15 protein-coding genes and 1 riboswitch are annotated in these 14,692 nt (G+C 39.5%); of the genes, 1 reads left to right on the top strand and 14 read right to left on the bottom strand.

What is annotated here, in order from left to right:
- Positions 1-12: 12 nt before the first annotated feature.
- The 14 genes from purD to ACFOY7_RS01140 form a co-directional block, all read right to left on the bottom strand.
- On the bottom strand, positions 13-1,269 hold the full coding sequence (gene purD / locus ACFOY7_RS01075; RefSeq protein ID WP_390248511.1) for a phosphoribosylamine--glycine ligase: 1,257 nt from the start codon (positions 1,267-1,269) through the stop codon (positions 13-15).
- 108 nt (positions 1,270-1,377) lie between these two features.
- A complete protein-coding gene (gene purH, locus ACFOY7_RS01080; RefSeq protein ID WP_390248513.1) occupies positions 1,378-2,913 on the bottom strand; it encodes a bifunctional phosphoribosylaminoimidazolecarboxamide formyltransferase/IMP cyclohydrolase in 1,536 nt (511 codons plus the stop codon).
- Positions 2,910-3,494 carry a phosphoribosylglycinamide formyltransferase gene (purN, locus tag ACFOY7_RS01085; RefSeq protein ID WP_390248515.1) on the bottom strand — a complete coding sequence of 195 codons (585 nt, stop codon included), beginning with the start codon at positions 3,492-3,494 and terminating at the stop codon, positions 2,910-2,912. Before purN ends, purH begins: the two co-directional genes overlap by 4 nt.
- Positions 3,491-4,516: a phosphoribosylformylglycinamidine cyclo-ligase gene (gene purM, locus ACFOY7_RS01090; RefSeq protein WP_390248517.1), complete on the bottom strand. Its 1,026-nt coding sequence runs from the start codon at positions 4,514-4,516 to the stop codon at positions 3,491-3,493. The genes purN and purM overlap by 4 nt, the downstream gene beginning before the upstream one ends.
- 158 nt (positions 4,517-4,674) lie before the next feature.
- Positions 4,675-6,087, bottom strand: a complete 1,413-nt coding sequence (gene purF, locus ACFOY7_RS01095; protein WP_390248519.1) for an amidophosphoribosyltransferase — start codon at positions 6,085-6,087, stop codon at positions 4,675-4,677.
- Positions 6,063-8,291, bottom strand: a complete 2,229-nt coding sequence (purL, locus tag ACFOY7_RS01100; protein ID WP_390248521.1) for a phosphoribosylformylglycinamidine synthase subunit PurL — start codon at positions 8,289-8,291, stop codon at positions 6,063-6,065. Before purL ends, purF begins: the two co-directional genes overlap by 25 nt.
- Entirely contained in the window at positions 8,275-8,958 is a 684-nt protein-coding gene (purQ, locus tag ACFOY7_RS01105) for a phosphoribosylformylglycinamidine synthase subunit PurQ (protein WP_390248523.1), read from the bottom strand. The genes purL and purQ overlap by 17 nt, the downstream gene beginning before the upstream one ends.
- A complete protein-coding gene (gene purS, locus ACFOY7_RS01110; RefSeq protein ID WP_390248525.1) occupies positions 8,955-9,206 on the bottom strand; it encodes a phosphoribosylformylglycinamidine synthase subunit PurS in 252 nt (83 codons plus the stop codon). The genes purQ and purS overlap by 4 nt, the downstream gene beginning before the upstream one ends.
- On the bottom strand, positions 9,206-9,916 hold the full coding sequence (purC, locus tag ACFOY7_RS01115) for a phosphoribosylaminoimidazolesuccinocarboxamide synthase (protein ID WP_390248527.1): 711 nt from the start codon (positions 9,914-9,916) through the stop codon (positions 9,206-9,208). Before purC ends, purS begins: the two co-directional genes overlap by 1 nt.
- Before the next feature lie 12 nt (positions 9,917-9,928).
- Positions 9,929-11,224, bottom strand: coding sequence for an adenylosuccinate lyase (gene purB, locus ACFOY7_RS01120; protein ID WP_390248529.1), 1,296 nt, complete (start codon positions 11,222-11,224; stop codon positions 9,929-9,931).
- A gap of 13 nt (positions 11,225-11,237) precedes the next feature.
- Positions 11,238-12,368 carry a 5-(carboxyamino)imidazole ribonucleotide synthase gene (gene purK / locus ACFOY7_RS01125; RefSeq protein ID WP_390248531.1) on the bottom strand — a complete coding sequence of 377 codons (1,131 nt, stop codon included), beginning with the start codon at positions 12,366-12,368 and terminating at the stop codon, positions 11,238-11,240.
- Positions 12,355-12,846, bottom strand: a complete 492-nt coding sequence (gene purE / locus ACFOY7_RS01130) for a 5-(carboxyamino)imidazole ribonucleotide mutase (RefSeq protein WP_390248533.1) — start codon at positions 12,844-12,846, stop codon at positions 12,355-12,357. The genes purK and purE overlap by 14 nt, the downstream gene beginning before the upstream one ends.
- 232 nt (positions 12,847-13,078) lie before the next feature.
- Positions 13,079-13,176, bottom strand: a riboswitch (purine riboswitch).
- A gap of 84 nt (positions 13,177-13,260) precedes the next feature.
- A complete protein-coding gene (locus ACFOY7_RS01135; RefSeq protein WP_390248535.1) occupies positions 13,261-13,452 on the bottom strand; it encodes an NETI motif-containing protein in 192 nt (63 codons plus the stop codon).
- Entirely contained in the window at positions 13,415-14,026 is a 612-nt protein-coding gene (locus ACFOY7_RS01140; RefSeq protein ID WP_390248722.1) for a DUF2179 domain-containing protein, read from the bottom strand. The genes ACFOY7_RS01135 and ACFOY7_RS01140 overlap by 38 nt, the downstream gene beginning before the upstream one ends.
- 236 nt (positions 14,027-14,262) lie before the next feature.
- On the opposite strand from ACFOY7_RS01140, the gene ACFOY7_RS01145 reads away from it, so the two are divergent.
- Positions 14,263-14,691 carry an Hsp20/alpha crystallin family protein gene (locus tag ACFOY7_RS01145; RefSeq protein ID WP_390248537.1) on the top strand — a complete coding sequence of 143 codons (429 nt, stop codon included), beginning with the start codon at positions 14,263-14,265 and terminating at the stop codon, positions 14,689-14,691.
- Position 14,692: the final 1 nt, after the last annotated feature.

Here is a 14,692-nt window from a genome sequence, read left to right on the forward strand (position 1 = left end):
CTTTCCTTTTATTTATTCTTTTGAAAATCCAATATCTTTACGATAGAAAAAATCGTCGGTTTGATCAAATCTCTCCAAGTAACGATAAATTTCCTTTTGGGCGCTCTCCGGGCTATCTTGGAGTGATCCAACTAGGAGAACACGTCCACCTGTTGAGTGGAAAGTCCCGTCCTCTGAGCTTCCTGTACCAGCATGGATCACGTAAACTTGGTTATCCGGCTCAAGGTCTGGAAGCTGCACATTTTTTTCATATGCTCCTGGGTAGCCTTTTGAGGCGACTACTGTACCGATCGCATAGCCGTCTTTCCATTTCAGTTGGGGATCTTTACCAGATGTAACATCTTCGATCACTTGGATCAAGTCGTTTTCTAAGAGTGGCAAAACTACTTGTGTTTCCGGGTCACCGAAACGGGCATTAAACTCGATTACTTTTGGCCCTTCTTTTGTTTCAATCAGACCGCCGTAAAGTACTCCTGTATATGTACGGCCTTCTTTTTTCATCCCTTTCGCTGCAGGTTTCAGAATTTTTTCTACTGCGAATTCGACGTGCTTTGGATCAAGCCCTGGTACTGGCGAGAAAGCACCCATTCCACCAGTGTTAGGGCCTTCATCATTATCATAAGCTCGTTTGTGGTCACGTGCTGGCACCATCGGGTAAACATTTTCACCATCAACAAACGCGAAAAGAGAGAATTCTTTCCCATCGAGGAATTCCTCGATCACAACACGGCTTCCGGCATCACCAAAGCGGTTTCCTACAAGCATGTCATCAACGGCATCAATTGCTTCTTGCTCTGTCATCGCTACAACTACACCTTTACCTGCAGCAAGGCCATCTGCTTTTATAACAATCGGCGCACCTTCTTGTTGAATATAGCTTTTTGCTTTCTCCACATCAGTAAATGTTTGATATTTCGCTGTAGGAATATCGTATTGTTTCATAAAAGCTTTTGCGAAGTCCTTACTTCCTTCAATAATTGCTGCCGCTTTTGATGGTCCGAATACTTTTAAGTTTTTCGCGCGGAATGCATCAACAATACCTTTTGTTAGTGGAATCTCTGGTCCAACAATTGTCCAATCGATTTGCTTTTCTTCGGCAAATGTGACTAACTCTTCAATTGCATCATCTTTGATTTGGACACATGTTGCATCTTGAGCAATACCGCCATTACCAGGTGCAGCAAATATTTCTGTAACACGTTTGCTTTCTTTTAACTTATTCACAATAATATGCTCACGGCCCCCACTGCCTATTACTAGAACTTTCATCTGATCACTCCTTTATAGAGTTTTTTTAAAATAATTTCTTGAAATTCCGATGCTCTATTCTTGCCGTTCTATATGAAAGGATCCCCAGTTTATAGGGAATCCTGCACCTTAATGTTTAAAGTGACGCATTTTGGTAAATACCATTGCAATACCGTGCTTATTACATTCATCAATTGAATCTTGATCACGTTTCGAACCACCTGGTTGAATGATTGCTTTAATTCCAGCTTTGGCCGCATTCTCTACGGTATCAGGCATAGGGAAAAATGCATCTGACGCAAGAACTGCACCTTTTGCTTTTTCACCAGCTTGTTCGAATGCAATTCCTGCTGCGCCAACACGATTCATTTGCCCTGCACCGACACCAACTGTTTGATTGTCTTTCGCTACAACAATGGCGTTCGATTTAACATGTTTAACAACTTTCCATGCAAATAATAATTCTTCCATTTCACCAGTTTCTGGTTTACGATCTGTTACTACTTCTAAGTCTTCCGCTGTCACACTTCCATTATCACGTTCCTGGACAAGCAATCCACCAATCACGCTAACGACCTTTTTCGTATCATCTGTGTTCACTACCATTGGTGTTTCCAGTAATCGAATATTTGGTTTTACTGTTAAAATTTCTATGGCCTTATCAGAAAAGCTTGGTGCGATAACAATTTCCAGGAAAATATCTTTTAATAGATTTGCTGTAGCTTCATCCACTTCTCGATTTAATGCAACAATCCCACCGAAGATGGAAACTGGATCTGCATCATATGCTTTTTTGAATGCTGCTTCCATTGATTCGCCAATCCCCACACCACATGGATTCATATGTTTTACGGCTACTGCTGCCGGTTGATCACCGAATTCCAATACTATTTCTAATGCTGCATTTGCATCTTGAATGTTGTTATAAGAAAGCTCTTTACCATGTAATTGTTTGGCATTCGCGATCGAAGCACCCTTCACATTTCCTTCTTTATAAAAAGCAGCTTTCTGATGCGGGTTTTCTCCATAACGCAGTGATTGAACTTTTTCAAAGCTCTGGGTAAATGTCTCGGGATCTTCTTCACCTGTAATATCAACAAAATATCCTGCTATCATTGCATCATAGTTCGCTGTATGGCGGAACACTTTTGCCGCTAAGGTTTTACGGAACTCGACAGTACCACCATTATCGCCTAAGTTTTCTAAAACAGTATCATAGTCAGACGGATCTACAACAACTGTTACATCACGAAAGTTCTTTGATGCTGAGCGAAGCATTGTTGGACCGCCAATATCGATATTTTCAATTGCATCTTCTTCTGTTACATCAGGTTTGGCAATGGTTTCTTTAAAAGGATACAGGTTAACGACAACCACATCAATTGGTGCAATATCACGTTCTTCTAATTGCTTTACATGTGATTCTTCATCACGGCGAGCTAGTAATCCTGCATGAATGAAAGGATGTAGTGTTTTTACACGCCCATCAAGAATTTCCTCAAAATTAGTTACAGCAGAAACCGGCAATGCTGGAAGACCTGCTTCTTTTAATGCTTTTAAGGTTCCACCTGTTGAGATTAATTCATATCCTAATCGATCTAACCCTTCCGCAAATGGAATTAAATTGCTTTTGTCCGATACACTAAGTAATGCTCTTTTCTTCAAGATGATTCTCCTCTCGAAATCAGTTTTTGAATCGTTTCCGGGTAAAGCTTGTGTTCTACTTTTTGAATTTCATTTTGTAATTCTTCACGTGTCATTTCATCTGTTATATTAACAATATCCTGTGCTATAATTTTGCCTGTATCCATTCCAGCATCAACATAATGAACCGTCACACCAGATACTTTGACACCTGCATTAAATGCTTGGCCAATCGCATCAAGACCTGGAAAGGATGGCAATAATGATGGGTGAATATTAATGATTTTCCCCTCAAATGGTTGGAGCAAGGTTTTACCGATTAAACGCATATAACCTGCAAGGATAACCAAATCGATTTCAGCTTCTTTTAAGATTTCCACAATTTTCGACTCAAACATTTCTTTCTTTGCATATTGTTTTGGATCAAAGACAAAGCTTGGCGTACCATTTCTCTTTGCCTTTTCTACTACTCTTGCTTTCGGCCTGTCACATACTAGTAAGGTAACTTCTGCATCAAGTGTTCCTTTGTTTATCGCTTCTATAATTGCGTCATAATTACTTCCGGTTCCTGATGCAAAGACAGCTAATTTAGCTTTTCTCATTTAGAAAAAGTCACCCCTGCCTCACCCGTCACCTCACCAATGATATAAGCCTGCTCACCGATGTCTTCTAGTAATTGTAACGCCATCTCTGCCTCATGTGCTTCCACAATAACAGCCATACCAACACCCATATTGAATACACCGTACATGTCATCTAAAGATAGACCTGCTTGTTGTTGTAAATAGGTGAAAATTGCTGGTACTTTCCAGCTTCCTTCTACTAACTTTACACCAAGATTTTCAGGAAGTGCGCGCGGAATATTTTCATAAAATCCTCCACCTGTAATATGGCTGATCCCTTTTATTGTAAGATCTAACTTCAATTGCTGAATTGCTTTTGTGTAAATTTTCGTTGGCTCAAGTAAAGCTTCACCTAATGTTTTACCGAGTTCCTCCACATGATCAGTCAATTTTAGACCTTTGTCATCAATTATCTTTCTTACTAATGAGAAACCATTGGAATGAACACCTGACGATGGGATACCGATAATTTTATCACCAGCTTCAATTGTATCGCCTGTAATGATTTTGTTCTTATCTCCAATTCCTACAACAAAGCCAGCTAAGTCATATTCACCATCACCATACATACCAGGCATTTCCGCTGTCTCGCCACCAACCAGAGCAGCATTGCTCTGAACACACCCTTCACTGATACCTTTGACGATCTGCTCAATTTTTTCCGGTTCGTTTTTGCCGCAAGCAATATAATCTAAGAAAAATAAGGGATCTGCTCCTTGAGCAACAATATCATTCACACACATGGCAACAAGGTCAATCCCGACAGTATCATGTTTATCAAGTGCAAACGCGAGCTTTAATTTGGTCCCAACACCGTCTGTTCCTGAAACCAGCACAGGCTCTTCATAAGTAAACTTACTTATGTCAAATAATCCGGCAAACGCACCAACACCACCAATTACTTCTGGGCGATTTGTTTTGGCTATATGCTTTTTCATTAAATCGACAGCTTTATATCCAGCATGGACATCGACGCCAGCTTCTTTATAAATATCACTCATCGAATTTCTCCTTTTTTATATGAGCGATAAACGCTAGAATGAATCCGGTCATTTTTTCCAATAATCAGGTCGTTAATTGGATTATTCCGGTAATTATCTAGCGTTTATCGGTCGTTATTCTGATTATTTCGGTCGTTACGGAAATCAATTCGGTCGTTCTAATCTTTATAAGCAGGAATCACCGTATCTGGATAAATCTCTGTTGGATAATTTCCTGTAAAACATGCTTGGCACACTCCATGCTCTTGTTTATCACGATCTGCCACAATTGATGCTTCTAATCCTTCTGTTGACAGGAAAGCTAAACTATCTGCACCAATAATTTCACGAATCTCGTCGACAGAATTGCTTGATGCAATGAGTTCACCTTTTGTTGATGTATCAATTCCATAATAGCAAGGGTTTTGAATCGGTGGAGACGCGATACGAACATGCACCTCCGTGGCACCAGCTTCTTTCAGTAAACGAACGATTCTGCGGCTTGTTGTTCCTCGAACGATGGAATCATCTACCATCACGACACGCTTTCCTTCAACAATCCCTCGTACAGCAGAGAGTTTCATTTTCACCCCTTGCTCACGCAATTCTTGTGAAGGTTGAATAAACGTACGTCCAACATACCGATTTTTGATCAATCCAAGCTCATATGGAATGCCTGTTGCTTCTGAAAAACCGATTGCTGCAGAGATACTGGAATCTGGCACACCTGTTACAACATCAGCCTCAATAGGTGCTTCATTTGCAAGCTGTTTTCCCATTGTTTTACGACTCGCATGGACATTTAATTCATTTAAATCACTATCCGGTCTTGAAAAATATACATATTCCATGGAACATAAGGTACGCTGTAACGGGGAAGTAAATTGTGATGTCCGAAAACCGTCGTTATCGATCACGATTAATTCACCAGGGCGGACTTCACGCTCATAAGTTGCACCGATCAAGTCAAATGCACACGTTTCGGATGCAACAACATAAGCATCACCAAGACGACCAATTGATAATGGGCGTAACCCGCGCGGGTCTAAGCCAATAAACAGCTGGTCCTCAGTTAATATCGAAAAAGCATATGCTCCTTTAATCATACCAAGTGCTGAACTAATCGCTTCTTCGATTGGTACATTGCCGCTTCTTTTAATCAAATGAGCAATTACTTCTGTATCTGAAGTTGTGGATAATATGCTTCCTTGCGCTTCTAATTGACTTTTCAATGCATGGGCATTGACAAGATTTCCATTATGGGCAAGTGCCATACTATTTTTCTGTGAACGGAATACAAGTGGCTGTACATTTTCATAGCCACCGCCCCCCTGTGTTGCATAGCGAACATGACCGATTGCTGCATGTCCTTTCAGTCGAGAAAACTCATCCTCTGAAAAAACATCATTCACAAGGCCAACACCTTTATGGAGATTAAGCTTTTCACCATCTGTTGTTACAATTCCTGCACCTTCTTGCCCGCGATGCTGGAGGGCATGAAGACCGTAATAAGTCATTTCGGCCGCTTTTTCATGTCCCCAGATCGCAAATACGCCACACTCTTCATTTAAGCCTTTGATTTCAGCAAGCACGGGATAGCTCCTTTCCACAACTGTTGTAATGCCTCAATCTCTTCATTGATGACTTCTTTGGATCCGTTCGAAATAACTAACTTACCTTGACCAGTTACTATACCAATCAATTTGACATCTTCTACTGCTTTTTCAAATGCTGCACGATCCGCTTCTTTTACAGAAACGATAAAGCGTGATTGTGTTTCACTAAATAATGCTGCAGTTAGATCGCCATCAACAGCTACGTTTGCACCAAAACCTTTTCCAGTAAACAAGCTTTCTGCTAATGCAACAGCAAGTCCACCTTCAGCCAAGTCATGGGCAGATACGACAAGTCCTGAACGAATGGCATCCAATAATTGTGCCTGCCGTTTCGCTTCCACATCTAAATCAATCGCAGGTGCCTTTCCAAAATAGCGGCCTTCCAGAACGTTTTGTAATTCACTTCCTCCGAACTCAACAGCTGTTTCACCGATCACATAGATCGCATCACCTGAATTTTGAAAATGAGACGGTGTGATATGGGAAAGTGATTCATGAAGCCCTACCATACCCACAATTGGAGTAGGGAAAATCGCCTGGCCGTTGGATTCATTGTATAAGGACACATTTCCACTAATAACAGGTGTATCAAGCTTCAAGCATGCAGCACTCATACCATCAACACTTTTTTCCATTTGCCAGAAATTCTCTGGTTTATCAGGATTTCCGAAGTTCAAACCATCTGTGATCGCCAATGGTTTTGCACCAGATGCTACAATATTACGAGCAGCCTCTGCTACAGCAATTTTGCCGCCAACTTCTGGATCTAAATGAATATAACGAGAGTTACAGTCAATTGTCATTGCAAGTGCTTTGTCATAGCCACGTACACGAATAACTGCCGCATCAGAACCAGGTGAGAGAACTGTATTCGCTTGTACCATGGAATCATATTGATCATAAACATATTCTTTGCTCGCAATTGTTGGCTGCTGCAGCAACTTACGAAGCATATCCGCATGGTCTTCTACGTTCGGAGCATATGCAGGCATGTTTTGGTACTCTTCATAAAATGCCGGCATTTTTGATTCTTTATGGAAAATTGGTGCATCTTCTGCCAAGCTGTCAACAGGGATATCTGCAACAATTTCACCATTGTGCAATAAACGGAAGCGTTTATCATCAGTAACTGTTCCAACAGCCACAGCTTCCAAATTATATTTTCTGAAAATATCTATGATTTCTTGTTCTTCACCTTTTTTCACACATAAAAGCATGCGCTCTTGTGATTCTGAAAGCATCATTTCATATGCTGTCATATTTGCTTCACGCTGCGGAATCAAGTCTAGATTCATTTCCATACCCATTCCAGCTTTACTTGCCATCTCACTGGCAGAGGACGTAAGACCAGCTGCTCCCATGTCCTGAATACCAACTAACGCATCCGAATGAATAACTTCTAAACATGCTTCAATTAATAGTTTTTCCATAAAAGGGTCACCAACTTGAACATTGGATCGTTTGCTTTCTGTCTCTTCAGATAAATCCTCAGAAGCAAATGTTGCCCCATGAATACCATCGCGCCCAGTCTTTGAACCTACATACATAATCGTGTTACCAAGTCCTGCGGCAATACCTTTTTGGATATCTTTCGTATCAATTAAACCTACACACATTGCATTTACTAACGGGTTACCTTCATAAGAATCATCGAACTGAACTTCCCCGCCAACTGTTGGTACACCAACACAGTTACCATATCCTGCGATACCGTGAACTACTTCTTCGAATAAATACTTCACACGGCCTGTTTTTAAATTACCGAATCGCAGTGAGTTTAATGAAGCAATCGGGCGAGCTCCCATTGAGAACACATCGCGGATTATTCCACCAACTCCTGTTGCAGCCCCTTGATATGGCTCAACTGCTGAAGGGTGATTATGACTTTCCACCTTAAAAACAACACCTTGTCCATCACCAATATCGACAACACCAGCACCCTCACCAGGACCTTGGACAACTTGCTTTCCTTCTGTCGGGAATTTCTTCAACAATGGTTTAGAAGTTTTGTAACTACAATGCTCTGACCACATAACAGAGAAAATACCAATCTCCGTGAAATTCGGGCGACGGCCCATAATGTCTTTAATCATGTCATATTCTTTATCTGTTAAACCCATTTCACGATAGACTTTATCTTGCTCTACCATTTCTGGTGTAATCTCAGGCGCCTGCAACATATGATTCCCTCCAGTTTTTTACGATTGATTGGAAAAGTTTTAATCCATCCGCACTGTTTAAAATTTCTTCTACCGCTCGTTCAGGGTGTGGCATCATTCCGAGTACATTGCCTTTTTCGTTCGTAACCCCTGCGATGTCTGCAACAGAACCATTTGGATTGTTTTTATATGTGAAAACTATTTGATTATTATCTCTTAAGCTAGCAAGTGTTTCCTCATCAACATAATAGTTTCCTTCATTATGTGCGATAGGAACAGAGATTACCTCCCCTTTTTCATAATTCGAAGTAAAGATAGTTTCATTGTTTTCGACAACTAAATCTTCAAAATGGCACATGAACTTTAAATTTTTATTACGCAACAACGCACCCGGTAAAAGCCCTGATTCTAATAAAATCTGGAATCCATTACATACACCTAAAATCGGAACACCTGTTTCTGCTTTCTCACGTAATTGTTTCACAACATTGGAAGTAGAAGCAATCGCACCACAACGCAGATAATCACCATAAGAGAATCCTCCAGGGATTAAAATGGCATCATAACCATCCAGGTTTGCGTCTTTATACCATAATAAATCCGCCTCTTCGCCAAGCGCTTCTTTCGCAGCATAATACATATCACGATCACAGTTTGAACCTGGGAATACTACAACAGCAAACTTCACTGAGTAACACCCTCCTCCACTGTATACGTATAATTTTCAATAACTGGGTTGGCTAAAAGTTTATTGCACATTTCTTTAATTTGTTGTTCAATATTGGCATCATCTTCTACCGTTAACTCAAGATATTTACCCACACGGACTTCCTGCACAAAATCATAACCTAATGTATTTAAAGATCCTTGAACAGCCTTCCCTTGCGGATCCAGGACACCCTCTTTTAATGTTACATGCACTTTTACTAATTTCATTATAATGCCTCCAGTCTATTCAAAATATTGTCATATACTGCTAATAAATCGCCCAAGTCTTGGCGGAACACATCTTTATCCATCTTCTCACCTGTCGTTAGATCCCATAATCTGCAGGTGTCAGGACTAACTTCGTCGGATAATACAATCTTACCAGAAGCATTTCGTCCGAATTCCAGTTTGAAGTCAACAAGCTGTAAATTGATTTCTTTGAAAAAAGTTTGCAAACTTTCGTTTACTTTCAGTGCCATTTGTTTAATTTGCGCTAAATCTTCCTCTGTTGCGTCAGTTAAAAGCAATGCATGTGCATCATTGATTAATGGATCGCCAAGCTCATCTTTTTTATAAAAAAGTTCCACAAGCGGCGGGGTAAAGACAGATTTCTCTTCAATACCAATCCGTTTTACAATACTGCCTGCAGCAACATTGCGAACAACTACTTCCAATGGAATAATTGTTGTTCTCTCAACAAGTTGTTCTGTATCATTTAACGCTTTTTTGAAATGGCTGCTCACACCATTTTTTTGCAGATATTCAAACACTTTCGCGGAAATTAAGTTATTGTAACGACCTTTCCCTTCAAATTGAGCCTTCTTCTCTCCATTAAAGGCAGTCGCATCATTTTTATAAGAAAGTACAAGTAACTGCTCATCATCTTGCACTGTGAAAACCTGCTTCGCTTTTCCTTCATATAACAGCTTGTCCTTCATGTCGTACACTCCTTATGCTAAACCGATTTTTTTGAAAATTTGATCGACATTTTTTAAGTGATAGGTGTAATCGAAGCAATCATCGATTTGTTCTTTTGTTAATGTACTTGTAATTCGTTCTTCCTGCTCAATCAATTCACGGAATGGTGTGGCAGTCTCCCATGCTTTCATTGCATTTGGCTGAACCATATCGTAGGCTTCCTCACGGCTCATCCCTTGATCAATTAGTGATAGCAATACGCGTTGTGAGAAAATAACACCATACGTGCGGTCAATGTTGCGTTTCATATTTTCAGGGAATACTGTTAAGTTTTTAATGATATTACTGAAACGATTTAACATATAGTTAAGTGCAATTGTCGCATCAGGTAAAATCACTCGCTCTGCGGAAGAGTGAGAAATATCCCGTTCATGCCATAGGGATACATTTTCATATGCCGTAACCATATAACCACGGATAACTCGTGCCATACCAGTCATATTCTCAGAACCGATCGGATTACGTTTATGAGGCATTGCTGATGAACCTTTTTGACCTTTTGCGAAAAACTCTTCTACTTCACGTGTTTCTGTTTTTTGCAGGCCACGTACTTCTGTTGCAAATTTCTCGATTGAACTAGCAATTAATGCGAGTGTTGACATATATTGTGCATGGCGATCACGCTGCAAAGTTTGTGTTGAAACCGGTGCGGCTTGTAAGCCTAACTGTTCACAAACATATTTTTCAACAAATGGATCAATATTCGCGTATGTTCCAACAGCACCTGACAGCTTACCTGTTTCGATCACTTTTGCTGCCGCATCAAAACGTTCTAAGTTACGCTTCATTTCCTCATACCAAAGCGCCATTTTCAGCCCAAATGTAGTTGGTTCCGCATGGACCCCGTGTGTCCGTCCCATCATAACTGTATGTTTATGTTCAATTGCCTTTTCTTTTAAAATATCGATAAAATTCACGATATCACGACGGATGATTTCGTTCGCTTGTTTTAACATATAGGATAGAGCAGTGTCGACTACATCCGTTGACGTTAGGCCATAGTGCACCCACTTTTTCTCTTCGCCTAATGTTTCTGATACGGCACGAGTGAAGGCTACTACGTCATGGCGAGTATCTTGTTCAATTTCGAAAATGCGATCAATATCAAATGAGGCATTTTGACGTAATTTCTTCACATCTTCTTTTGGAATAATCCCGAGTTCACTCCACGCTTCACATGCTAAAATTTCTACCTCCAGCCATGCTTTAAAACGATTTTCATCAGTCCAAATTTTTCCCATTTCTTCTCTTGTATAACGTTCAATCATATAGTTATGCCTCCTAGTTTTCTTCAATTATCTTCTTTTCTACTAAATCGTTATATATGTCAATTGCATTATCACCTATAAATGTAGCATGTCCCATTTTTCTTAACGGTTTGTTCTCTTCTTTACCATACATATGAAGATGTGCTGTACCCACTTCTTCTAACCTGTTGAAGAATGGCTCCACATCTTTTCCAAGAAGGTTAAACATTACTGCTCCACCATGTACATAAACAGGGGCAAGTGGCAAACCGCAAATCGCACGAATGTGTTGTTCGAATTGCGATACATTACATGCTTCGATTGTGTAATGTCCGGAGTTATGAGGGCGAGGAGCGAGTTCATTGATTAATATCTCCTCACCAGTTACAAACATTTCAATAGCAAAAGTTCCAACTACGCCGATCGTTTCTGCGATCGCCTTAGCAGCTTGTCTTGCTTTTATAGCAATTCGTTCAGAAATACGAGCTGGTGCAATTGTCGCATGTAAAATATGGTCACGATGAATATTTTCAGCTACTGGAAAATAACAAATATCTCCATCCATTGATCTTGTAAAAACAATGGAGATTTCTCTATCAAAAGGGACCCATTTTTCTATGATTAATCGATCTGCTGATGCAAGCATGCTCCCTGCTTCTTTCAGATCTGCTTCATTCGTTAGTTTTACTTGTCCTTTTCCGTCATAGCCGCCACGGCATGTTTTTGCAACAGATGGAAATCCGATTTTATTTAAAGCAGCCTGGAGTTCTTCCACTGATGTAACAATTGCAAAATCTGCTACAGGCTGGCCGCTTTCGACCATCGCATTTTTTTCTAATTCGCGGTCTTGTGTTACTTTTAAAGAATTCGCACCTTGGGGTAAAATCCCTTTATCTTCAAGGATTTGAGCTGCTCTCAGGTCTACATTTTCGAATTCATATGTGACAACATCTGACCTTTCGGCTAGTTGCTTTACTGCTTCCATATCCGTATATTGGGCAACAATTTGTTCATCGGCTACCTGGGCTGTTGGACAGTCTGGTGTGGGATCTAATACTATCACTCTGTAACCCATATGTTTTGCAGTTGTTGTCATCATTCGACCTAATTGACCTCCGCCAATAATACCAATCGTAGTTCCAAATAATAATCTATTGTTCTGCAAGGTCTTCCCTCATTTCTTCTACTTTCTCACGCATTTTGTTCTGAAAGTTACATAACGTTTTAGCAATTTTCTCGTCAGATGTTCCAATAATTTGTGTTGCTAATATGCCAGCATTTTTTGCACCTGCTTTGCCAATAGCCACTGTTGCAACAGGAACACCGCCAGGCATTTGCACAATTGATAGAAGGGAATCTAATCCATTTAGACTTTTTGTTTGAACAGGTACACCGATAACCGGTAATGTAGTTTTTGCTGCAACCATTCCTGGTAAATGTGCTGCACCACCTGCTCCAGCAATAATTACTTTCAAGCCTTTCTCTCTTGCTTGTTCTGCATAGGTAAACATATCCTCCGGCGTACGGTGAGCAGAGATAACATCCTTTTCATAACTAATTCCCAATTCTTCTAACACACTACAAGCATGTTTCATTGTTTCCCAATCTGAAATGCTTCCCATTATTACCCCAACTTGTGCCATTATTCCCCTTCTTTCTCTAATTAACTTTTAATAAAATTTAAAAAAACCTATCCAATCTCCCCCGTTAATAAGAGAAGATGAATAGGTTTGTGATAATTGTCCACTCAACCTTTCTATCTATAATCTCTCTTTCAGCAGAGTCCTCGAAAAAGTATTAGAATGGGTTTAACTAGCTAATTTCAGCTTTGTACCGAATCCTCGTTTTCACCCCATGATTATAGAATTAGAAAGTAAGTAACACATCTTCCCTCATAGTCCATCATTTCCGGTGATGGGTAGAAACATTGGGCCATATTCCCAAACTATATGAGGTTTTTTATCTTTAATTGTAAGATTATTTCACTGTACTTCTATAATAACAAGTTGGCTTCCTTTCTGTCAATAAAAAATCGAACGTTAAATCATATAACTAATTTAACGTTCGTGTTTCATTAATATTGCTTCAAATTGTATAATCCGATCCACAGGAGTTACCCCATGCTCATCTTCTTGGAATACAGGCTTTTCTATCCGCCTAACTGGTTGATACCCTGCTCTGTTTATCCTATCAAGACATACATCAATGGTTTCATTTTTCTCGACTTGGAATATTCTCTTCTTCGGCAACTTCTCTTGATTGCTCTTTTTCTTTTTCGACACTACGAATAATCTTTCCTTTCTTCACCTGTTTAACCCAGAAACCACCATGTATTTGTTTTGGTTCATAGGCAATGATAAAAGCTTTTGGATCAATTGATTTAATCGTTTCATATAAGTGCAATTCGTATTTTCTTGGAGAGAGTATTTGCATCGCTAGTCGGTCTCCATCCATGCCATAAGCATACCAGCTTGTTACGCCATACCCTTTTTCTCTAAGCTGTTTCGTAAAAGTAATATCTGGATTTGAGGAAATCACATTTACTGTTGTATATCCAAGTGCCAACTTCTCTTCTATTAATGATCCACTAATCACACCTATACCGTACCCTAGTCCATAAGCTATTAAGTTTTGAATTTCACCTAAGTTATCTAAAACCAGGCCTAAGCCTAGTGTGTATATCACAATTTCAATCGTACCAATCGTTGCGGCAATATACCTTCTTCCTTTCAATGTTAAGATAACTCTTAATGTAGAAAGAGAGACATATACAATATTAATTACCATAATTATTGCAACCATGACAAGTGCATTTTCTAACAATACTTCCCCTCCTAGCCTTTCTATTTGTTTCATAACAGGGAAACTGATTTTCGCCGTCCCATTTTATCATAGAATATGAGTAGTTCCTAGTAGAAAAAGTTAATGATCACGATATTAATTTGCCCGTTTTACCGTACGATAAACCTAGGATAATTTTAAACACGTCATTATGCACCAATCAATATCCCTTTCCATATATTAAAATAAATTCACTACATAAAAAGGAGGAATAATTAATGGATCCTTTTCAACAAATGCAAGACTGGAAAAATAATTTAGATCAGTTTTTTGGAGGGGATTTCTGGAATGATTTTGAGCATATCATAAAGCCTCCAATTCCAGCGATTAACCTATATGAATTGGAAAACGAAATTATTATATATGTAAATTTACCAGGAATAAAGGAAAGTAAGCATGTCAAAATCTACTTAGATGAAAACATATTGGAATTAAAAGGTGAGCTATATCCATTCGAACAGAGGGGGAAGCAATTAAACCAGGAGATCTTACAAGGGGAATTTTCAAGAAAGATTGAATTACCTTGTGCTGTCCGCAAAGATAAGGTGTCTGCGGTTTTAAAACACGGTGTGATGAAAATTCAATTATTTAAAATAAGCAACAGGAAAAAGAATATGAAACAAGTCGACTTTGAAATAGAAGAATAAA

Source organism: Gracilibacillus xinjiangensis (genome assembly GCF_042651765.1).
Taxonomy (GTDB): domain Bacteria; phylum Bacillota; class Bacilli; order Bacillales; family Amphibacillaceae; genus Gracilibacillus; species Gracilibacillus xinjiangensis.